Origin of the sequence: Streptomyces wuyuanensis, from assembly GCF_900103455.1 — a bacterium.
In the GTDB taxonomy this organism is placed as follows: Bacteria; Actinomycetota; Actinomycetes; order Streptomycetales; family Streptomycetaceae; genus Streptomyces; species Streptomyces wuyuanensis.
In genome coordinates, this window is sequence record NZ_FNHI01000008.1 from 100,614 (window position 1) to 121,402 (window position 20,789).

22 protein-coding genes are annotated in these 20,789 nt (G+C 71.4%); 12 read left to right on the plus strand and 10 right to left on the minus strand.

The window, feature by feature from the left end; all coding sequences use genetic code 11:
- The first annotated feature begins 16 nt into the window (after window positions 1-16).
- The 7 genes from BLT82_RS13865 to BLT82_RS13895 all read left to right on the plus strand — a co-directional run bounded on the left by BLT82_RS13865 (window position 17) and on the right by BLT82_RS13895 (window position 5,589).
- Window positions 17-637 carry a TetR/AcrR family transcriptional regulator gene (locus BLT82_RS13865; protein WP_093654467.1) on the plus strand — a complete coding sequence of 207 codons (621 nt, stop codon included), beginning with the start codon at window positions 17-19 and terminating at the stop codon, window positions 635-637.
- Between the two features lie 136 nt (window positions 638-773).
- Window positions 774-1,076, plus strand: a complete 303-nt coding sequence (locus tag BLT82_RS13870) for an urease subunit gamma (RefSeq protein WP_093654757.1) — start codon at window positions 774-776, stop codon at window positions 1,074-1,076.
- Window positions 1,077-1,089: 13 nt separating this feature from the next.
- Window positions 1,090-1,437, plus strand: coding sequence for an urease subunit beta (locus BLT82_RS13875; protein ID WP_093654469.1), 348 nt, complete (start codon window positions 1,090-1,092; stop codon window positions 1,435-1,437).
- Window positions 1,430-3,151, plus strand: a complete 1,722-nt coding sequence (locus tag BLT82_RS13880) for an urease subunit alpha (RefSeq protein WP_093654471.1) — start codon at window positions 1,430-1,432, stop codon at window positions 3,149-3,151. Before BLT82_RS13875 ends, BLT82_RS13880 begins: the two co-directional genes overlap by 8 nt.
- Window positions 3,152-3,153: 2 nt before the next feature.
- A complete protein-coding gene (locus BLT82_RS13885) occupies window positions 3,154-3,984 on the plus strand; it encodes an urease accessory protein UreF (RefSeq protein WP_093654473.1) in 831 nt (276 codons plus the stop codon).
- 170 nt (window positions 3,985-4,154) lie between these two features.
- Entirely contained in the window at window positions 4,155-4,841 is a 687-nt protein-coding gene (ureG, locus tag BLT82_RS13890; protein WP_093654475.1) for an urease accessory protein UreG, read from the plus strand.
- Between the two features lie 7 nt (window positions 4,842-4,848).
- Complete coding sequence (locus BLT82_RS13895) at window positions 4,849-5,589, plus strand: urease accessory protein UreD (RefSeq protein WP_093654477.1); 741 nt, start codon at window positions 4,849-4,851, stop codon at window positions 5,587-5,589.
- A 107-nt stretch (window positions 5,590-5,696) separates the two neighbouring features.
- Here the strand turns inward: BLT82_RS13895 and BLT82_RS13900 are convergent, their stop codons facing one another.
- Window positions 5,697-6,413 carry a lysophospholipid acyltransferase family protein gene (locus tag BLT82_RS13900; protein WP_093654479.1) on the minus strand — a complete coding sequence of 239 codons (717 nt, stop codon included), beginning with the start codon at window positions 6,411-6,413 and terminating at the stop codon, window positions 5,697-5,699.
- Window positions 6,414-6,832: 419 nt separating this feature from the next.
- Here BLT82_RS13900 and BLT82_RS13905 point away from each other — a divergent pair, with 419 nt between their 5' ends.
- Window positions 6,833-7,759: a 2-dehydropantoate 2-reductase gene (locus BLT82_RS13905; RefSeq protein WP_093654481.1), complete on the plus strand. Its 927-nt coding sequence runs from the start codon at window positions 6,833-6,835 to the stop codon at window positions 7,757-7,759.
- 62 nt (window positions 7,760-7,821) lie between these two features.
- Here BLT82_RS13905 and BLT82_RS37135 read toward each other — a convergent pair whose 3' ends face one another.
- The 5 genes from BLT82_RS37135 to BLT82_RS13925 form a co-directional block, all read right to left on the minus strand.
- Window positions 7,822-7,980 (minus strand): hypothetical protein, encoded by a 159-nt coding sequence (locus BLT82_RS37135; protein WP_167746007.1) that lies wholly within the window; start codon window positions 7,978-7,980, stop codon window positions 7,822-7,824.
- Between the two features lie 164 nt (window positions 7,981-8,144).
- Window positions 8,145-9,104, minus strand: a complete 960-nt coding sequence (locus BLT82_RS13910; RefSeq protein ID WP_093654482.1) for a cytochrome c oxidase assembly protein — start codon at window positions 9,102-9,104, stop codon at window positions 8,145-8,147.
- Between the two features lie 107 nt (window positions 9,105-9,211).
- Window positions 9,212-10,237, minus strand: a complete 1,026-nt coding sequence (locus tag BLT82_RS13915; RefSeq protein ID WP_093654485.1) for a 6-phosphofructokinase — start codon at window positions 10,235-10,237, stop codon at window positions 9,212-9,214.
- Window positions 10,238-10,406: 169 nt separating this feature from the next.
- Window positions 10,407-11,135, minus strand: coding sequence for a type 1 glutamine amidotransferase (locus BLT82_RS13920; protein ID WP_093654487.1), 729 nt, complete (start codon window positions 11,133-11,135; stop codon window positions 10,407-10,409).
- Between the two features lie 27 nt (window positions 11,136-11,162).
- Entirely contained in the window at window positions 11,163-12,410 is a 1,248-nt protein-coding gene (locus tag BLT82_RS13925; protein ID WP_093654489.1) for a Mur ligase family protein, read from the minus strand.
- A gap of 126 nt (window positions 12,411-12,536) precedes the next feature.
- Between BLT82_RS13925 and def the strand changes: the two genes are divergently transcribed.
- A complete protein-coding gene (def, locus tag BLT82_RS13930; RefSeq protein WP_093654491.1) occupies window positions 12,537-13,079 on the plus strand; it encodes a peptide deformylase in 543 nt (180 codons plus the stop codon).
- 50 nt (window positions 13,080-13,129) lie between these two features.
- On the opposite strand, the gene BLT82_RS13935 is transcribed toward def, so the two are convergent.
- Window positions 13,130-13,780 (minus strand): TetR/AcrR family transcriptional regulator, encoded by a 651-nt coding sequence (locus BLT82_RS13935; RefSeq protein ID WP_093654493.1) that lies wholly within the window; start codon window positions 13,778-13,780, stop codon window positions 13,130-13,132.
- Window positions 13,781-13,940: 160 nt separating this feature from the next.
- On the opposite strand from BLT82_RS13935, the gene BLT82_RS13940 reads away from it, so the two are divergent.
- Window positions 13,941-15,170 carry an acyl-CoA dehydrogenase family protein gene (locus BLT82_RS13940; RefSeq protein WP_093654496.1) on the plus strand — a complete coding sequence of 410 codons (1,230 nt, stop codon included), beginning with the start codon at window positions 13,941-13,943 and terminating at the stop codon, window positions 15,168-15,170.
- 70 nt (window positions 15,171-15,240) lie between these two features.
- Here the strand turns inward: BLT82_RS13940 and BLT82_RS13945 are convergent, their stop codons facing one another.
- The gene (locus tag BLT82_RS13945; RefSeq protein WP_093654498.1) at window positions 15,241-15,729 is read right to left on the minus strand and encodes a glutathione peroxidase; all 489 of its coding nucleotides are present in this window, start codon (window positions 15,727-15,729) and stop codon (window positions 15,241-15,243) included.
- A gap of 92 nt (window positions 15,730-15,821) precedes the next feature.
- Between BLT82_RS13945 and BLT82_RS13950 the strand changes: the two genes are divergently transcribed.
- Window positions 15,822-16,229 (plus strand): LppU/SCO3897 family protein, encoded by a 408-nt coding sequence (locus BLT82_RS13950; protein ID WP_093654501.1) that lies wholly within the window; start codon window positions 15,822-15,824, stop codon window positions 16,227-16,229.
- 51 nt (window positions 16,230-16,280) lie between these two features.
- Here the strand turns inward: BLT82_RS13950 and BLT82_RS13955 are convergent, their stop codons facing one another.
- A complete protein-coding gene (locus tag BLT82_RS13955; protein WP_093654503.1) occupies window positions 16,281-17,198 on the minus strand; it encodes an acyl-CoA thioesterase in 918 nt (305 codons plus the stop codon).
- A gap of 14 nt (window positions 17,199-17,212) precedes the next feature.
- Window positions 17,213-19,726 carry a DEAD/DEAH box helicase gene (locus BLT82_RS13960; RefSeq protein WP_093654505.1) on the minus strand — a complete coding sequence of 838 codons (2,514 nt, stop codon included), beginning with the start codon at window positions 19,724-19,726 and terminating at the stop codon, window positions 17,213-17,215.
- Between the two features lie 121 nt (window positions 19,727-19,847).
- Between BLT82_RS13960 and BLT82_RS13965 the strand changes: the two genes are divergently transcribed.
- A complete protein-coding gene (locus tag BLT82_RS13965; RefSeq protein WP_093654507.1) occupies window positions 19,848-20,639 on the plus strand; it encodes a metal-dependent hydrolase in 792 nt (263 codons plus the stop codon).
- Window positions 20,640-20,789: the final 150 nt, after the last annotated feature.

Genomic DNA, 20,789 nt, shown 5'->3' on the forward strand with positions numbered 1-20,789 from the left:
GTTTTAGTTTTGGACCATGGCTCGCGTATCCCAGGAGCACCTCGAGGCCCGCCGGCGGCAGATCCTCGACGGAGCCGCCCGCTGCTTCGCCCGCAACGGCTTCCACGCCACGTCGATGCAGGACGTCCTCGGCGAGGTGGGGCTGTCGGCCGGCGCCGTCTACCGCTACTTCAAGGGCAAGGACGAACTGATCTCGGCCATCGCGCGCGAGGCGTTCGCCGGCATACGAGGAGCCTTCGAGGACGCGGCCGCGATGGCGGTGCCGCCCACTCCGGACGTGCTGCTCGGACGCGTGCTGCGGACCTTTCTGGAGGAGCAGGTCCCCGGCGGCGACCGGCAGGCCTTCGCCCGCCTCATCGTCCAGGTCTGGACGGAGACGCTCCGGAACGACCAGCTGGCCGCGATCCTGAACGAGGGCTACCACGGCATGCGGCAGGCCTGGTCGCAGGTGGTCGAGGCGTACCGGGCGAGCGGCATCCTGCCCGCCGACGTGCCCGCCGACCACGTCGCCCGGACGATGATCGCCACGGCGCAGGGATTCATCGCCCAGCAGGCGCTGTTCGGCGACGTGCGTGTCGAGGTGCTCGAGGACGGGTTGCGCGCGCTGATGTCCATGCAAGTGCCCAAGGCCAGTTAACGCGCCGGAAAAACTTCCGCCTTAACGTTCAAACCTTGGCAGCGGAAAGGCCGTGGAGAGTCAACAGACTGTTGACGTCCACTACCGTCCGCCGCACCCGGTTGGGTCCGGGCAGGCCGACTGTGAGGTGGAGAACGTGCAACTGACGCCGCATGAGCAGGAACGGCTGCTCATCCATGTCGCCGCGGACGTCGCGGAGAAGCGCAGGGCACGAGGGGTGAAGCTCAACCACCCCGAGGCCGTGGCCCTCATCACCACGCACATCCTGGAGGGCGCCCGCGACGGCCGCACCGTCGCCGAACTCATGGCCTCCGGGCGGAAGGTCCTCACCCGCGACGACGTCATGGACGGCATCCCCGCGATGATCCACGACGTCCAGGTCGAGGCGACCTTTCCCGACGGCACCAAACTCGTCACCGTCCACGACCCGATCGTCTGACGGGAGCGAGCCGATGATCCCCGGAGAGATCCTGCACGCCGACGGGCCGGTCCGGCTGAACGAGGGCCGCGAGGTCACCCGGCTGACCGTGCTCAACGCCGCCGACCGGCCTGTACAGGTCGGCTCCCACTACCACTTCGCCGAGGCCAACCCCGGCCTCGACTTCGACCGGGCCGCCGCGCGCGGCCTGCGGCTGAACATCGCGGCGGGCACCGCCGTCCGGTTCGAGCCGGGAATCCCCGTCGAGGTCGCACTCGTGCCGATCGCCGGGCTGCGCGTCGTGCCGGGACTGCGCGGCGAGACCGCGGGGCCGCTCGACTCGCGCGACGCCCGTGCGGAGAACGGAGCCTCCCGTGCTTGAGCTGCCGCGCGCTGTGTACGCCGATCTCTTCGGCCCCACGACAGGCGACCGGATCCGACTCGCCGACACCGATCTCCTCGTGGAGATCGAGGAGGACCGCTCGGGCGGCCCCGGACGCGCGGGCGACGAGGCGGTCTTCGGCGGGGGCAAGGTGATCCGGGAGTCCATGGGCCAGTCCCGTACGACACGGGCGGAAGGCGCCCCGGACACGGTGGTCACGGGGGCGGTGGTCATCGACCACTGGGGAGTCGTGAAGGCGGACGTCGGCATCCGCGACGGCCGGATCACCGGGATCGGCAAAGCGGGTAACCCGGACACCATGGACGGCGTCCATCCCGACCTCGTCATCGGGCCGGAGACCGAGATCATCGCGGGCAACGGGAAGATCGTCACGGCGGGCGCCGTGGACGCACACGTCCACTTCATCTCGCCCACCGTCGTCGAGCAGGCCCTGACGTCCGGGATCACCACGCTCGTCGGCGGGGGCACGGGGCCTGCGGAGGGGACGAAGGCGACCACGATCACGCCCGGACCCTGGCATCTCGCCCGGATGTTCGAGGCGCTCGAGTCGTTCCCCGTCAACATCGGGCTGCTGGGCAAGGGCAACACGACATCCCGCGAGGGCATGTACTCCCAACTGCGCGGCGGAGCGCTCGGCTTCAAGATCCATGAGGACTGGGGCGCCACCCCGGCCGCCATCGACGCCTGCCTCGGCGTGTGCGAGGAGACCGGCGCGCAGCTGGCCATCCACACCGACACGCTCAACGAGGCCGGATTCGTGGGCGACACGCTCGCCGCGATCGCGGGCCGTACGATCCACGCCTACCACACCGAGGGAGCGGGCGGCGGGCACGCGCCGGACATCATCACCGTCGTCTCGGAGCCGTATGTCCTCCCCAGCTCCACCAACCCGACCCGGCCGCACACCGTCAACACCATCGAGGAGCACCTCGACATGCTGATGGTCTGCCACCACCTCAACCCGGCCGTGCCGGAGGACCTCGCCTTCGCCGAGTCCAGGATCAGGCCGTCGACGATCGCCGCCGAGGACGTCCTCCACGACATCGGCGCCATCTCCATCATCTCGTCCGACTCACAGGCCATGGGGCGGGTCGGCGAGGTCGTCCTGCGGACCTGGCAGACCGCGCACGCAATGAAGCGGCGCCGCGGCGCCCTGCCGGGTGACGGCCGCGCGGACAACCAGAGGGTCCGCCGGTACGTCGCCAAGTACACGATCAATCCGGCCGTGGCCCAGGGCCTCGACCACGAGATCGGCTCGGTCGAGCCCGGCAAGCTCGCCGACCTGGTGCTGTGGGAGCCCGCGTTCTTCGGGGTGAAGCCCCAACTCGTGCTGAAGGGCGGACAGATCGCCTACGCGCAGATGGGCGACGCCAACGCCTCCATCCCCACTCCGCAGCCCGTGCTCCCGCGTCCCATGTTCGGCGCAATGGGCAGGGCACCGGCGGCCAACTCGTTCAACTTCGTCGCCGAGGCGGCGATCGGGGACGGGCTCCCCGAACGCCTCGGCCTGGGCAAGCGTTTCGTCCCGATCCGCAGTACCCGTGGCGTCACCAAGGCGGACATGAAGGAGAACGACGCCCTGCCCCGCGTCGAGGTCGATGCGGACACCTTCACGGTGACCATCGACGGCGACGCGGTCGAGCCCGCACCCGCCGGTGAACTGCCGATGGCCCAGCGCTACTTCCTGTTCTGATCATGGAGCATGTCATCGACCCGCACACGGAGGCCGTGGTCAACGGCCTCCGTCCGCTCCGGTCGCCCGGTCGGGACCAGGGCACCGGACCCGCAGGGGACGGGCACGCGGCCGCGGGATCGCGCCGGGCGGAGGAGGCCGGACCACGGTCCGGTGCCCCGGCGCGAGCCGCGCTGCTCGTCCTCGCCGACGGGCGGTTCCCCGCCGGAGGACACGCACATTCCGGCGGGGCCGAGGCGGCGGTGAGGGCGGGCCGCCTGGGCGATGCCCGGGACCTCGCGGAGTTCTGCCGGGGACGGCTGCACACCACGGGCCTGACCGCCGCCGGGCTGGCCGCCGCGGCGGCCGCCGGGCTGGACCCGCTCGCTCTCGACGCGGCCGCCGACGCCCGCACCCCCTCGCCCACCCTGCGCGCGTCCGCGCGCAGACTCGGCCGGCAGCTGATGCGAGCCGCCCGTGCCACCTGGCCGTCACCGGAACTCGACGCCCTCGCCCGCGCCCTTCCGAAGGGGGCTCACCAGCCGGTCGTCCTGGGGCTCACCGCCCGTGCCGCGGGCCTCGGACCCGAGGACGCCGCGCACTGTGCCGTGTACGAGTCGGTCGGCGGTCCGGCCACCGCCGCGGTGCGGCTGCTGAGCCTGGACCCCTTCGAGGCCACCGCCGTCCTCGCCAGGCTGGCTCCCGACATGGACCGGGTCGCCGCGCGGGCCGTGACCGCGGCCCGGGAGGCCGCCGAACGGGGCACGGACGCACTCCCCGCCGCCTCGGCCCCGCTGCTGGACATCACCGCCGAGCAGCACGCCGCCTGGCCCGTACGGCTCTTCGCCTCCTGACGCCGCATGCCCGCAACCCCGGCCCGCAGCCCCGGCCCGCAGCCCCGGCCCGCAGGCCGGAGCCCGCAGCGCCGCGAACATTCGGCCGGGTGAACCCACGACGAGCCCTCACGCACCAGCACACCGACCCGGAGCAGCACACGCTCCGCAGCACACCAGGGAGCCGCCACATGCATCTCGACCACACGCACGAGCATCCCGGCCCGGCCGCCGTGAGCGCCGACGCGGTACGCCCCGACGGCACCCGGCGCGCCCTGCGCGTCGGCCTCGGCGGACCGGTCGGCTCAGGCAAGACGGCCACCGTCGCAGCGCTCTGCCGGACCCTGCGAGACCAGCTCTCCATCGCCGTCGTCACCAACGACATCTACACCCGCGAGGACGCCGAGTTCCTGCTGCGCAGCGCCGTCCTGCCGCCCGAGCGGATCCAGGCCGTCGAGACCGGTGCCTGCCCGCACACGGCGATCCGCGACGACATCTCCGCCAACCTCGAAGCGGTCGAGGACCTCGAGGACGCGGTCGGACCGCTCGACCTGATCCTGGTCGAGTCCGGTGGCGACAACCTCACCGCCACCTTCTCCAAGGGCCTCGTGGACGCGCAGATCTTCGTCATCGACGTCGCCGGCGGCGACGACATCCCCCGCAAGGGCGGACCCGGCGTCACCACCGCCGACCTCCTCGTCGTGAACAAGACCGACCTCGCCCCCTACGTCGGCTCCGACCTGGAGCGCATGGCCCGCGACGCCAAGGAGCAGCGGGGCGAACTCCCCGTGGTCCTCACCTCGCTGACCGGTGCGGACGGCGTGCGTCCGGTTGCCGAGTGGGTGTGCGACCGGCTCCGCGCCTGGACCGCCGAATGAGGGCCGGATGAGCGTCCGGGCCACCGCACGGGTCGTCGCCGAGCGCGACGGGCTCCCCGTGCTGGAGAGCGACGGTCCGCTGGCCCTGCGCCGCACCCGCGCTGCGGGACCGTACACGCGCGTCACCCTGGTCGGTGCCATGAGCGCCCCGCTCGGCGGGGACCGGCTCGCGATCGAGGCCGACGTGCGCGCGGGCGCCCGCCTGCTCATGGACTCCGCCGCGGCCACCGTGGCGCTGCCCGGGCGCACGCCGGGAGCCGCCGGCTACGACGTCTCGCTGGAGGTGGGGGAGGACGCCGAACTGCGCTGGCTGCCCGAGCAGCTGATCTCGGCGCGCGGCAGCGAGCTGCGGATGCACACGCGGGTGGCACTCGCCGCGACGGCGCGCTTCGTGCTGCGCGAGGAACAGATCCTCGGCCGGCACGGCGAGGAGACCGGCACGCTCACCACCCGCCTCACCGTCCACCGCGCGGGCCGCCCCCTGCTGGACCAGGAACTCGCCTTCGGCCCCGGCGCGCCCGGCGGATGGGACGGCGGGGCGCTGCTCGGCGGCCATCGGGCGGTCGGTCAACTCCTCGTGGTGGATCCCGATTTCGCCGACAAGCCCCCACAGGCCCGGCAGCTCGGGGAGACCGCCGTGCTCACCCCGCTCGCGGGCCCGGCACTCGTGGTCACCGCGGTCGCGACCGATGCGTTGCGCCTGCGCCGGATTCTCGACACCGCCCTGGACGACGTCGCCGGAGGCTGAGCCGCGAGCCGCGAAGTGGGGACTGGGAATGCGTGCCCGGCGTGACCGTCGACGGGCGGCGCGGTCCCTGCCCTGCCCGCACCGCACGTCGATCCGCCCGTCATGGGTCAGCGTCTCAGCCGGGGGAAGCGCCGTCCCTTCGACCCGTCGGCCTGGGCCGCCTTGACCTTGACCGCGTACTCGTCGACGTACTGCTGTCCGGACAGGGCGAGGATCTCGTACATGATCTCGTCCGTCACGGCGCGCAGCACCGCCTTCTCGTGCTCCATCCCCTCGTAACGGGAGAAGTCCAGCGGCTCGCCGAAGCGGATCGTCACCCGTTTGATCTTCGGCAGGACCTGCCCCGGCGGCTGGATCTCGAAGGTGCCGACCATCGCGCAGGGCACGACGGGCACCCGCGCGGTCAGCGCCATGACGGCGACGCCGACCTTGCCCTTGTAGAGCCGGCCGTCGTGCGACCGCGTGCCCTCCGGGTAGATGCCGAGCAACTCGCCCTTGCCCAGCACTCCGAGGCCCTCGCGGATCGCCGCCTGGCCCGCTTCCTTGCCGGAGCGGTCCACCGGGATCTGTCCGGCGCTGCGGAAGAAGGCGGCCGTCAGCCGGCCCTTGAGACCCGGACCGGTGAAGTACTCGGCCTTGGCGAGGAACGTGATGCGCCGCTTCAGGATGGCCGGCATCAGGAAGTGGTCGGAGAACGACAGATGGTTGCCGGCGACGATCGCCGCACCGTCCGCGGGGACGTGCTCGAGGCCCTCGATCCTGGGGCGGAACAGCAGCCGCAGCAGCGGTCCCAGGATGACGTATTTGAGCACGTAGTAGAACACGGTGTCGCTCCCAACTCTACCGATTCGGCTTGGGGGCCGCGTGGTGCCGGATCACGGCGCGAATGCACCCGGCAATTCGGTCCGCATGCCCGATCGTCCACCGTCGTGTCCGACCGGACTCATGCCGACTCCTTGCCCAGTTGTATGACAGCCTTTCAGGCGCCGCCATGGGTGGTGGGGACACCTGTGGGTGTGGTGACCGATCGTAGTCGGGCCGGTCCGCGGGGCGGAGTGCCAGGTGGGTGGAGCGGCAAGGTTCCCGGGTCCACGGGTGGTTCGACCGGATCGTGACCGACGGGGCGCCGGCGGCGTCCCGTCGGGAGATCGGGCCGTCGTCCGGAACGGGAACAAAGCCGGTGCCCGCGGAGTCGTTCCTGGAGAGGGAGCGACCCCGTGCTCCCCGTGGCGAAGGGGATTCCGTGAAGGCAGTGGTGATCGGTGCGGGCGGTATCGGCGGCTACTTCGGGGGCAGGCTCGCGGCCGCCGGGCACGACGTCCGTTTCGTCGCGCGGGGTGCCCGGCTCGAAGCCCTGCGGCGTGACGGACTGACGGTGCAGAGCCCCGCCGGGGATCTCTCGCTGCCGGTACGGGCGACCGACGACCCCGGGGAGATCGGCGAGGCCGACTACGTGCTCGTGTGCGTCAAGACCCGGCAGCTGCCCTCCGTGCTCGGCACCCTCGCCCCGCTGATCGGCCCGGACACGGCGGTGCTTCCCCTCCAGAACGGTGTGGAGGCCCCGGCCGAGGTCGCCGCCGCCGTCGGACAGGAGGCGGTCGTACCGGGCATCGCGAAGATCATCGCGTTCCTCGACGGCCCCGGGCGGATCCGTCACGTGGGCGGGGCGGGCTCACTCACCTTCGGCGAGTGGGACAACAAGGAGACCCCGCGCGTCAAGCGCCTCAAGGACGCCCTCGACGAGGCCGGGGTGACCGCCGTCGTGCCCGACGACATCTGGCGGGAGCTGTGGGCGAAGTTCCTGTTCGTCGTCCCGCTCGGCGGCCTGGGTGCCGTCACCGACGCGACCATCGGCGAGTTCCGCTCCCGTCCCGGCACCCGGCGGCTGCTGGAGGAGGCGATGACGGAGATCCACCGGCTCGCGCAGGCGCGCGGCGTCGCACTTCCCGCCGACATCGTCCCGGCCACGCTGGCCTTCGTCGACCAGCAGCCTGCCGAGGGCACCTCCTCGCTGCACCGTGACATCGCGTCCGGCAGGCCGTCCGAGCTGGAGGCATGGACCGGCGCGGTCGTCCGGCTCGGCGAGCGGAGCGGGACACCCACGCCCGTGAACGGGTTCCTCTACGAGGTGCTGGGCCTGCGCGAGTCCCGGGCGGCGCAGGCCCGCTGACTGCCCGGCCGCCGATCACCGATCCGCGTCCCGCCGCTGACGGCCCGGCCCGGCCACCGCGGTCACGTGGGCTTGGACACGAGCAGCCCCACCGTGACGAGCCCGAGCACGACCCAGCCGAACCACAGCCAGCCGTTGCTGCCGAGCGCCACGGTGTAGGCCGTCACGACCACCAGGGACGCCACGGTGAGCACACCCATCGTCTTCGTGGAACCGGACATCGCGCCCTCCTCCGGGCCGGTGCCGCGGCTGCGAGCCGCGGTCAGGGCCGTGGAGCCATCGTCACCCCTGACGACGGGAGCGCGCTACTCCCGGGCGCCCGTCACCGCGCGCCGGACCGGGAGCCCGCGCGCTCCGGGGCGCCGCCCTGCCGGGCCCGCGCCGGTCAGCGGCTGCGCGCCTGGAGCGAGGCCAGATACGCGTTGTAGGCCTCCAGCTCCTTGTCGCCGTCCCGGTCCGCGGCCCGGTCCTTGCGGACGGCCTGGCGCTGCTCGGAGCGGTACCACTGGAACACCAGGGCGATCAGTACCAGCACCGACGGGATCTCGCTGAACGCCCAGGCGATGCCGCCCGCGGCGTTCTGGTCGGAGAGCGCGGTGATCCCGAGCGACGCCGGGGGATCGGCGTACGCCCGCACCATCGGCTCGGACGCCATCATCAGCGCGATGCCGAAGAACGCGTGGAAGGGCATGCCCGCGAAGAGCTCCAGCATCCGCATCACGTAGCCGGGGCGGTGCGGGCCCGGGTCCACGCCCATGATCGGCCAGAAGAAGATCAGTCCGACGGCGAGGAAGTGCACCATCATCCCGATGTGACCGGGCTTGGAGCCCATGAGGAAGTCGAAGAGCGGGGTGAAGTAGAGGCCGTACAGGCTCGCGATGAACATCGGGATCGTGAACGCGGGGTGCGTGATGATCTTCATGTAGCGGCTGTGCAGCACGGCGAGCAGCAGCTCGCGAGGGCCCTTGCGGCCGCGGCCCGCCGGCGGCAGCGCGCGCAGCGCCAGGGTCACCGGAGCGCCGAGCAGCAGCAGGATCGGCGACAGCATGCTGATCACCATGTGCTGGACCATGTGGACGCTGAACATGACCATGCCGTAGTCGTTCAGCTTGGTGCACATCACCAGCGCGATGCTCAGCACGCCGGCGGTGAAGAAGACCGTCCGGCCCACCGGCCAGGCGTCACCGCGCCGGCGCAGCCGTGCCACCCCCCAGCCGTAGAGCGCCAGCCCCACGAGACAGCCGGCCAGGAAGAACGGATCCGCGGAGAACTCGAGCCCCCTGCCCAGCGTGAACGGCGGCAGGTCCATCGGCATCCCGTGCTCGCCGTGCCCGCTGTGATCCATCTGCGTACTCCTGGAGCGTCCTGATTCGCGCTTGTTGTCCGGACAAGACTAGAACCGCCCCCGGTCGCCGCTGCGACCGGGGGCGGTTCCACGCTCGGGAGCCTGCCTCAGAGGACCGTCTCGGCCTCTTCGTACCGGTCCTCCGGGACCGTCTTCAGCGTCTCCACCGCCTGTGCCAGCGGAACCATCGTGATGTCCGTACCGCGCAGCGCGGTCATCATGCCGAACTCACCGCGGTGCGCCGCCTCGACGGCGTGCCAGCCGAACCGGGTGGCGAGGACGCGGTCGTACGCGGTCGGCGTACCGCCGCGCTGGACGTGGCCGAGGATCACCGGCCGGGCCTCCTTGCCGAGCCGCTCCTCCAGCTCGACGGAGAGCTGCCGGGCGACACCGGCGAAGCGCTCGTGCCCGTACATGTCCTTGCCGCCCTCGTCGAAGTCCATGGAACCCTCGCGCGGCTTGGCGCCTTCGGCGACGACGACGATCGCGAACCGCTTGCCGGCCTCGAACCTGGCGCCGACCCGCTTGGTCAGCTCCTCGATGTCGAAGGGACGCTCGGGCACGACGATGGCGTGCGCGCCGGCCGCCATGCCGGAGTGCAGGGCGATCCAGCCGGTGTGCCGCCCCATGACCTCGACGATCAGCACCCGCTGGTGGGACTCGGCGGTGGTCTTCAGCCGGTCCAGGGCCTCGGTCGCGACGCCGACGGCGGTGTCGAAGCCGAAGGTGACGTCGGTCGAGGCGATGTCGTTGTCGATGGTCTTCGGCACGCCCACGATCGGCAGACCGGCCTGGGCCAGCAGGTTCGCCGCCTTCAGCGTGCCCTCGCCGCCGATCGGGATGATCGCGTCGAGGCCCAGCTCGGCGACGTGTCCCTTGGCCCGCTCGACGCCGTCGACGAGATGGGCGGGCTGCACCCGCGAGGAACCGAGGATCGTGCCGCCGCGGGCGAGGATGCCCGCCACGGCGTCGAGGTCGAGCTTGCGGTAGTCGGCCTCCAGCAGGCCCTTCCAGCCGTCGTGGAAACCGATCACCTCGTCGCCGTGGTCGACGACGGCGCGGTGCACGACGGAGCGGATGACCGCGTTGAGCCCGGGGCAATCGCCGCCGGAGGTGAGGACGCCAATGCGCATAGCCCGAGAACCTTTACAACGTGGGCCGACTCCCGGACCACGTCGTCCGGTTGGATCCCTGCCACCCTACCGGCGCAGGGTGGCGGGAGCCGAACCGGTCGTCCGCACAGTGGACACTGTAGGTTCGTACGATCCGGGCTGCCGTACGAACGGCGTGCTCAGCGGCCCGTCAGGCGGGCTGGGTGGCGGCTGCGATGCGCTCCGCGCGCAGCGCCTCGTACCACCGGTCGTCGGTGGGCGGCAGCGCGTTCACGTCGAGTGCCAGCTTCAGCAGCAGGTCCGCGATCTGCGGATTGCGGGCCATGACGGGTCCGTGCATGTACGTGCCGAAGACGGTGTCGTTGTACGCGCCCTCGGTGCCGTCGCCGGTGCCGTTGCCCTTGCCGAAAACGGTCCGGGCGAACGGACGGGCGGTCGGGCCGAGGTGGGTGATGCCCTGGTGGTTCTCGAAGCCCGTGAGCTGGGGCAGGCCCAGCCGCGGGTCGATGTCCGCCAGTACGTCCCCGACGCAGCGCTCGCCCTCGCCGCGGGTCGAGACCACGTCGAGCAGGCCGAGGCCCGGCTCGCGCTCTCCCAGGTCGTTGATGAACTCGTGGCCCAGGATCTGGTAGCCGGCGCAGACGGAGAAGATGATCGCGCCGTTGGCGGCGGCCCGGGAGAGCCCGCCGTCGCGCCGCAGCCGCTCGGCCGCCAGGCGCTGCGGCCGGTCCTCGCCGCCGCCGATGAGATAGATGTCGCCGGACGTCGGCACCGGCTGGTCGCTGCGGACGTCGACGCGGGTGACACCCAAACCGCGCTGGCGCGCGCGGCGCTCCACGACCAGGGCGTTGCCCTGGTCACCGTACGTGCTGAGCAGGTCCGGGTAGACCCACACCAGGCGCAGGCTGCTGTCGCTCATGCTCGTAATCCTCTGCGGTCAGTGGGGTCAGTTGCCGACGCGGCGGCGGACGTCCTGGAAGGCGGTGTAGTTGGCGATCAGCTCGATCCGCCCGGGCGGGGAGAGCCGCACGGCCTCGTCCACGTCCTCGGCGACACGGAAGTCCAGCCCCGCGACCTCCAGCCGCACGGCGAGGTCCAGCTTGCGGTCGCCGATCACGACGATGGGGTGGCCGGCGAGCCGGGTGTAGTCGACGTCCCACAGCCAGGAGGTGTCCGTGCCGTCGGCGCCGCGTGCGTTGACGGACAGGATCACCGGGGTGGGCGGCGGGTCGATCAGGGAGAACGTCTCCAGCCAGCCGGCCGGGTTCTTCGCCAGCAGCAGCCGCAGATCACGGCCCTGGAAGGACACGACGTCGTACCGGCCGGCCACGGCCTGCACCTGGTACATGCGCTCCAGGGCAACCTGCGGCGGCACGCCGAAGACCGCGGCGACCGCGGCGGAGGTGGCGGCGTTGGCCTTGTTGGCGCGGCCCGGCAGCTGGAGGTGGATCGGCCAGGCGGACCCGTGCGGGTCGAGGACGTGGTCACCGCTGAGGGCCCAGCTCACGGCCGGCCGGCGGAACCCGCACTCGCCGCAGAACCAGTCGTCACCGGGCCGCTGCATCACACCGCCGCAGGCGGGGCAGGACCAGGCGTCGTCCTTCCACTCCTGGCCGGCGGCGACCCAGACGACGTTGGGGGAGGAGGACGCGGCCCAGACGATCAGGGGGTCGTCGGCGTTGGCGACGACGACGGCCTTGGTACCGGACAGGCCCTCGCGCCACTTCTCGGCCAGCATCCGGGTCTCGGCCGCGCGGTCCAGCTGGTCGCGGGAGAGGTTCAGCAGGGCGATGGCCTTGGGGGTGGTGTCGCGGGCGACCCCGGCGAGGTACTTCTCGTCGACCTCGATGACGCCGTAGCGGGCGTCCGAGCCGCCGGCCAGCGCGGAGGTGATGCCGGCCGGCATGTTCGCGCCCAGGGCGTTCGACACGACCGGGCCGGCCGCGCGCAGGGCCTCGGCGATCAGCCGGGTGGTGGTGGTCTTGCCGTTCGTCGCCGACACCAGGATCACGTCCAGGTGCTGCGCCAGCCTGCTCAGCAGATCGGGGTCGAGTTTGAGGGCAACCCGGCCGCCGATCACCGATCCGCTGCCGCGTCCCGCTGCGCGCGACACCGCCGCTGCGGCCTTTCCGGCCGTCACGGCGAGCTTGGCACGCGGCGACAGCGACTCTGCGTTGCCAGGGTGTCCTGCCATCGTCCTTGATCCTCCTTGCGTCGGTCGGGGCTCAGCCTATCGACCTCCGGACGGCGGCCCGAACTGCGGCTCCGTCACGAAACCCGGAGGTCACCGGCGCGAGGTGCGGAACGTACCCTTACGGCCATGCGAAACCGTCCGATCCCCGGCAGTTCCGGCCTGGTACGGGCCATGAGCCTGTTCGGCGATCCGGTGCTCCACGCGCCCTGCGAGCCCGTCACCGACTTCGGCCCGTCCCTGACACGGCTGATCGAGGACATGTACGCCACCATGTACGCCGCGAAGGGGGTGGGTCTCGCCGCCAACCAGATCGGTGTGCCGCTGCGGGTCTTCGTGTACGACTGCCCCGACGACGAGGACGTCCGCCGGCTCGGGCACGTGGTCAACCCGCGGCTCGTCCTCGCCGACGGCATCGAGATGCGCGGCCCGGAGGGCTGTCTGTCCCTGCCGGGCATCGAGGCGGGCACACCGCGGTACGACCACGCGGTGGTCGAGGGTGTGACGAGCGACGGCGACCCGGTGCGGGTGGACGGGACGGGCTTCTTCGCCCGGTGCCTGCAGCACGAGTGCGACCACCTGGAGGGCGGCGTCTACCTGGACCGGCTCACCGGCCTGCGCCGCGCCCGCGCCCTGCGCGCGGTCCGCCGGGCGCCGTGGGGCCGGCGGTAGCGAGCGCTGCCGGGCGGTGCGGCCGGGGCGGAACCCGCCGGCCCGTCGGGTCAGAAGCCCGGACTGCCCGGGCGGTCCTCGGCGACGGAGAGGCCGCCCCACAGCAGGTCCGCGAGACTGCGCACCAACTGCGCCCGGGAGCAGGGGCGTTCGCCGAGCCACCAGTCGCCCGCGCCGTGCATCATGCCGACGATGCCATGGGCCCAGATCCTGGCCAGCTCGCCCCCGCCGGGGCCGAGGTCGACGCGCTCGGCGATCACCTTGCCCAGCTCCTCGCCGAGTCTGCGCAGCAGCGGCGCGGTGTGCCGGCCGACGTCGAAGCCCTGCTCCGACTGGTGGGAGTCCTCCGCGGGGTGCATCAGGAACCGGTAGACCTGGGGCCGGGCCTCGATCGCCGCCAGATAGGTGTCGAGGGTGTGCTCGACGCGCTCCCGCCGGTCGGAGCTGGCGTCGATCGCCGCGCGCAGAGCGGCCAGCAGGCCGTCGGTGTGACGCTTGGCGAGCGCTCGGTAGAGCCCGCTCTTGTCGCCGAAGTGCCGGTAGAGGATCGGCTTGGTGATCCCGGCCTCGGCGGCGATCGCGTTCATGGATGCCTGCGGGCCGTCCCGGAGTACCACGCGGTCGGCGGCTTCGAGCAGCTCGCGACGCCGCTGGTCGGCCGACCGCTGCTGGTCGCCCTGGTGAGTGGTGGTGGTCTCCATGGTCTCTCCCCGCCCGTGCTGAATCCTGAGGCCTGCGAAACGTAACACTCCGCAGGGCCCGCCCGCCGACCGCACCGATGGCGGTTGACAGCCTCTACGCACCGGTAACAGACTGCGGTTACCGGTAGTAACATGCGTGCGGAGCACATCAGGAGGGGACATGACCGAGTTCGCGCTCGATCTCAACGACGACCAGAAGCAGGTCCGCGACTGGCTGCACGGCTTCGCCAAGGACGTGATCCGCCCGGCCGCCGCGGAGTGGGACGAGCGTGAGGAGACCCCCTGGCCGGTCATCCAGGAGGCCGCCAAGGTCGGCATCTACTCGCTCGACTTCTACGCCCAGCAGTTCTTCGACCCCACCGGGCTCGGCATCCCGATGGCCATGGAGGAGCTCTTCTGGGGCGATGCCGGTATCGCCCTCTCCATCGTCGGCACGGGCCTCGCCGCCGTCGGCGTCCTCGCCAACGGCACCGAGGAGCAGATCGGCACCTGGATCCCGCAGATGTACGGCGACGTCGACGACGTGAAGGTCGCCGCGTTCTGCTCCTCCGAGCCCGACGCCGGCTCCGACGTCGGCGCGATGCGGACCCGAGCCGTCTACGACGAGGCCAAGGGCGAGTGGGTGCTCAACGGCACCAAGACCTGGGCGACCAACGGCGGAATAGCCAACGTCCACGTCGTCGTCGCCGTCGTCGACCCCGACCTCGGCACCAAGGGCCACGCCTCCTTCATCGTGCCGCCGAACACCCCCGGCCTCTCCCAGGGGCAGAAGTTCAAGAAGCACGGCATCCGCGCCTCGCACACCGCCGAGGTGGTGCTGGAGAACGTCCGCGTCCCCGGTTCCTGCCTGCTCGGCGGCAAGGAGAAGCTGGACGAGCGGCTCGCCCGCACCCGGGAGCGGGCCCGGGCGGGCGGCGGGGAGCGCGTGAAGAACGCCGCCATGGCCACGTTCGAGGCCTCCCGCCCGGCCGTCGGCGCGATGGCGGTCGGCACCGCACGGGCCGCCTACGACTACGCCCTCGAATACGCCAAGGAGCGCACGCAGTTCGGCCGCCCGATCATCGACAACCAGGGTGTCGCCTTCCAGTTGGCGGACATGCGCACCCAGATCGACGCCGCCCGGCTGCTGGTGTGGCGCGCCTCCTGGATGGCGGTGAGCGGCAAGCCGTTCACCGCGGCCGAGGGCTCGATGTCCAAGCTCTTCGCCAGCGAAGTGGCCAAGAAGGTGACCGCCCAGGCCGTCCAGATCCTCGGCGGCAACGGCTTCACCCGTGAGTACCCCGTCGAGCGCATGCACCGCGACGCCGCCATCTACACGATCTTCGAGGGCACGAGCGAGATCCAGCGCCTGGTGATCGCCCGAACCCTCTCCGGCATGCCCATCCGCTGACGCGCGGGCTCCCACGCGCCGATGGGGCGCCGCCCGGTCACCGGGTGGCGCCCCATCGCCGTACGGGGCGTCAGGCCGCGAGCTGCGCCTCGATCGCGGTGACGACCTCCGCTGCCTCCGGCTCCACCCGCGGCCGGAAGCGGGCCACCACGTCGCCCTGCGGCGACACCAGGAACTTCTCGAAGTTCCACTGCACGTCGCCGGCCTCCCCTTCGGCATCCGCGAAACGGGTCAACTCGGTGTAGAGCGGGTGCCGCTCCTCGCCGTTCACGTCCGTCTTCTCCAGCAGCGGGAACGTCACACCGTACGTCGCCGAGCAGAACGTGGCGATCTCCTCGGCGCTGCCCGGTTCCTGGCCCAGGAACTGGTTGCACGGCACCCCGAGCACCGTGAAACCGCGGTCCGCGTACGTCTTCTGCAGCCGCTCCAGCCCGGCGTACTGGGGCGTGAGACCGCAGCGGGACGCCACGTTCACCACGAGCACGGCCTTTCCGCGATGGTCGGCCAGGGACGTCTCCTCGCCGGACAGAGTGCGCAGAGGGATGTCATAAACGGACATCAAGGACTCCTTCCTACCTCATCTTTATGTGTTTCTTATTCTTCGTGTAGCGTGCGCGCGTTCGATCTCCAGCTACCCGAGGAAGACCGCAGATGAGCGCATCCACGCCCTCCGCCGCCCCGCAGGAACCGCAGTTCCCGGAGGGCCAGCCCATACCCGGCGCCGCACCCGCGCCCGCACCCGCCAAGAAGAGCAAGCTCAAGAAGTTCTTCGGCGTGGTCGCGCTCATTGTCGTCGCCGTCGTGGTGAAGCTCGGCATCGGCTACGTCTTCGACTCTCCGGTCCGTGCCGAGGCGGGCGACTGCGTCAAGGTCACCGGCGAGGAGAACAACCCGGAGGTCGAGACCAAGGGCTGCGACGACAAGGACGCCAACTACAAGGTGGTCAAGGTCGTCGAGAACACCTTCGACGTCAACGCCTGCACCGTCGGCGAGGCCGCCCTCGCCCAGAAGTGGGACGCCGACAAGTTCGTCCTCTGCCTGGACCCCTTGAAGAAGTGACCCGCACGGGGAAGCGACCCCGTACGGGCCGGTGAGGCCGGCAGGGTGCGCTCAGCCGCCCAGCCGGCGGAACAACCCCTCCTGCACGACCGAGACGAGCAGCCGGCCCTCCCGGTCGTAGATCCGGCCGCGCGCCAGTCCCCGGCCGCCCGTGGCGACCGGGGACTCCTGGTCGTAGAGGAACCATTCGTCCGCGCGGAACGGCCGGTGGAACCACATCGCGTGGTCCAGCGAGGCCATGTCGAAGCCACGCGGGCCCCAGAGCGGCTCGACCGGGATGCGCACGGCGTCCAGCAAGGTCATGTCCGAGGCGTACGTCAGCGCGCACGTGTGCACCAGCGGGTCGTCCCCCAGCGGCCCGACCGCCCGCATCCACACCGCGCTGCGCGGATCGGCCTCCTTGACCTCCTCCTCGGTCCAGCGCAGCCGGTCGACGTAGCGGATGTCGAAGGGCTGGCGCCGCGCCATCCGCTCCAGCGCCTCCGGCAGCGCGCCCAGGTGCTCGCGGATCTCCTCGCTGACGTTCGGCAGGGTCTCGGGCGGTGGGAAGTCCAGCCGCGGCGGCAGCTGGTGCTCGAAACCGGCCTCCTCGGGCTGGTGGAAGGACGCGGTCAGATTGAAGATCGTCCGTCCCCGCTGGATCGCCGTGACCCTGCGGGTCGTGAACGACCGGCCGTCCCGGACGCGTTCCACCTGGTAGACGATCGGGATGCCCGGAATGCCCGGGCGCAGGAAGTAGGCGTGCAGCGAGTGGACCGGGCGGGCGCCGTCCGTCGTCCTGCCCGCCGCGACCAGAGCCTGGCCCGCGACCTGGCCCCCGAAGACCCGCTGCAGCGACTCGTTCGGGCTCGGCCCGCGGAAGATGTCGACCTCGATCCGCTCCAGGTCGAGCAGGTCGACGAGCCGTTCGACGGGTCCGGCCGTGGCGCCGGCGGTCTCCTCGGGGCCGTTCCCGGCGAGGTGGGTCATGTCTGCTCCCGTCATCACAGGCGGCCGACGGACGTGACGCGCACGACGGCCCGGCCCTCCTCGTCGGAGGCCGCCAGGTCGACCTCGGCGCTGATGCCCCAGTCGTGGTCGTCGTTCGGGTCGGCGAACGTCTGCCGGACCCGCCAGAGACCGTGACCCGGGTCCTCCTCGATGGCCAGCAGCTTCGGCCCGCGCGCGTCCGGACCGGTGCCGAGGTCGTCGTACTCGTCCCAGTACCCGTCCATCGCCTCGCCCCAGGCGTCCTCGTCCCAGCCCGACTCCGCGTCCAGCCGGCCCAGTTCGTCGACGCGGTCGAGCGCGGCCAGCTCCACCCGGCGGAACATCGCGTTGCGGACCAGCACCCGGAAGGCACGGGCGTTCGCCGTGACCGGCTTGACGTGGTCGGCCTTCTCCTGGGCCTCCTCCGCGGTCTCCACCTCGGGATTGGCCAGCTGCTCCCACTCGTCGAGGAGGCTGGAGTCGACCTGGCGGACCATCTCGCCGAGCCAGGCGATCAGATCCTGCAGGTCCTCGGTCTTCAGATCGTCCGGGACGGTGTGGTCCAGCGCCTTGTAGGCGCTCGCGAGATAGCGCAGCACGATGCCCTCGGTGCGGGCCAGCTCGTAGAAGGAGGTGAACTCCGTGAAGGACAGCGCCCGTTCGTACATGTCCCGGATGACCGACTTCGGCGAGACCGGGTGGTCACCGACCCACGGGTGCGACTTCCGGTAGGTGTCGTACGCGTGCCACAGCAGCTCCTCCAGCGGCTTCGGGTACGAGATCTCCTGGAGCCGCTCCATCCGCTCCTCGTACTCGACGCCGTCCGCCTTCATCACGGCGACCGCCTCGCCCCGCGCCTTGTTCTCCTGGGCGCCCAGGATCTGCCGCGGGTCGTCGAGCGTCGACTCGACGACGGACACCATGTCCAGCGCGTACGACGGCGATTCGGGGTCCAGCAGGTCGAACGCCGCGAGCGCGAACGTGGACAGCGCCTGGTTGAGCGCGAAGTCCTGCTGGAAGTCCACGGTCAGGCGGACGATACGGCCCTGGGCGTCGGGGGTGTCGAGGCGCTCGACGATCCCTCCGTCGAGGAGCGAGCGGTAGATGGCGATGGCCCGGCGGATGTGCCGGAGCTGCTGCTTGCGCGGCTCGTGGTTGTCCTCGAGCAGCTTGCGCATCGCCACGAAGGCGTTGCCCGGGCGGGCGATCACCGACAGCAGCATGGCGTGGGTGACCTTGAACCGGGAGGTGAGCGGCTCGGGGTCGGAGGCGATCAGTTTCTCGAAGGAGTTCTGCGTCCAGCCGACGAAGCCCTCGGGGGCCTTCTTGCGGACGACCTTGCGCTTCTTCTTCGGGTCGTCGCCCGCCTTGGCGAGGGCCTTCTCGTTCTCGACGACGTGGTCGGGCGCCTGGGCGACGACGAAGCCGGCGGTGTCGAAGCCCGCCCGGCCCGCACGGCCCGCGATCTGGTGGAACTCCCGGGAGCGGAGCGTACGCACCCGGCTGCCGTCGTACTTGGTGAGGGCGGTGAACAGCACCGTGCGGATGGGGACGTTGACGCCCACGCCCAGGGTGTCCGTACCGCAGATCACCTTCAGCAGGCCGGCCTGCGCCAGCTTCTCCACCAGGCGGCGGTACTTGGGCAGCATGCCCGCGTGGTGGACGCCGATGCCGTGGCGGACGTAGCGGGAGAGGTTCCGCCCGAACTTGGTGGTGAAGCGGAAGTTGCCGATCAACTCGGCGATGCGGTCCTTCTCCTCGCGCGTGCACATGTTGATGCTCATCAGCGACTGCGCCCGCTCGACCGCCTGCGCCTGCGTGAAGTGCACGATGTACACCGGCGCCTGCTTGGTCTCCAGGAGCTCGGTCAGCGTCTCGGTGATGGGGGTCGTGCGGTACTCGTAGGAGAGCGGGACGGGGCGGGTCGCCGAGCGCACGACGGCGGTCTCACGGCCGGTGCGGCGGGTGAGGTCCTCCTCGAACATCGACACGTCGCCGAGCGTCGCCGACATCAGCACGAACTGGGCCTGCGGGAGTTCGAGGAGAGGGATCTGCCAGGCCCAGCCGCGGTCCGGCTCCGCGTAGAAGTGGAACTCGTCCATCACGACCTGGCCGATGTCGGCCTCCTTGCCGTCCCGCAGCGCGATCGACGCCAGCACCTCGGCGGTGCAGCAGATGACCGGGGCGTCCGCGTTCACGGACGCGTCGCCGGTGAGCATGCCGACGTTCTCCGTGCCGAAGAGCTTGCAGAGGTCGAAGAACTTCTCCGACACCAGGGCCTTGATCGGCGCCGTGTAGAACGTGACCTCGTCGCGGGCGAGGGCCGCGAAGTGCGCACCTGCCGCGACCAGGCTCTTCCCGGAGCCCGTCGGTGTGGAGAGGATCACGTTGGCCCCGGAGACCACCTCGATCAGCGCCTCCTCCTGGGCCGGGTAGAGGGAGATGCCCCGGCCCTCGGCCCAGGTGGCGAAGGCTTCGAAGAGGGCATCGGGGTCGGCGTCCGGCGGCAGCTGATCGATAAGGGTCACCCCACCATCTTGCCTGGCCCCCGGCCGTGATCGGGAACCGGCCGCCGGGAGGAAGATCGCTGCCGGTAGCCTGTCCCCTCAACTGGGCACGAGCACAACAGCAGATGGGGCGGGAACGAGCATGATGGGACCGGCGCACTCCCTGTCCGGGGCGGCGGCCTGGCTGGGGGTCGGGGCGGCGGCGGCCGCGCTGGATCATCCGATGCCGTGGCCCGTCCTCGTCGTCGGCGCGCTGATCTGCGCGGGCGCGGCACTCGCGCCGGACCTCGACCACAAGGCGGCGACGATCTCCCGCGCCTTCGGGCCGTTCTCACGCGGCCTGTGCGAAGTGGTCGACAAGCTCTCGTACGCGGTCTACAAGGCGACGAAGAAGCCGGGGGACAAGCGCAGGACAGGCGGTCACCGCACGCTCACCCACACCTGGCTCTGGGCCGTGCTGATCGGCGGCGGCACCTCGGCGCTGGCGATGACCGGAGGGCGCTGGGCGGTCCTCGCGATCCTCTTCGTGCATCTGGTGCTCGCCGTCGAGGGACTGCTGTGGCGGGCCGCGCGGGTGTCCAGCGACGTGCTGGTGTGGCTGCTGGGCGCGACCAGCGCCTGGATCCTCGCCGGCGTCCTGGACAAGCCGGGCAGCGGAGCGGACTGGCTCTTCACCGGACCGGGTCAGGAGTACCTGTGGCTGGGGCTGCCCGTCGTCCTCGGCGCCCTCGTGCACGACGTCGGCGACGCCCTGACGGTCTCGGGCTGCCCTATCCTGTGGCCCATACCGGTCGGCAACAAGCGCTGGTACGCGCTCGGGCCGCCCAGGGCGATGCGCTTCCGGGCCGGCAGCTGGGTGGAGCTGAAGGTCCTGATGCCGGCGTTCATGCTGCTCGGGGGCGTGGGCGGCGCGGCGGCACTGAACTTCATCTGACGCGGTCGCCGGGCCGCGCGGGCCCGGCACGGTCAGCCGATGCCCCGGCACGGCAGGGGCGCCGACGCCTCTCGAACGGACGTGCGCCCCCTCCTCGGGCTCCCTGCGGCGCGGTCCCGGCGTCCGGCGTTCGGCCCAGCAGCGGGTGCC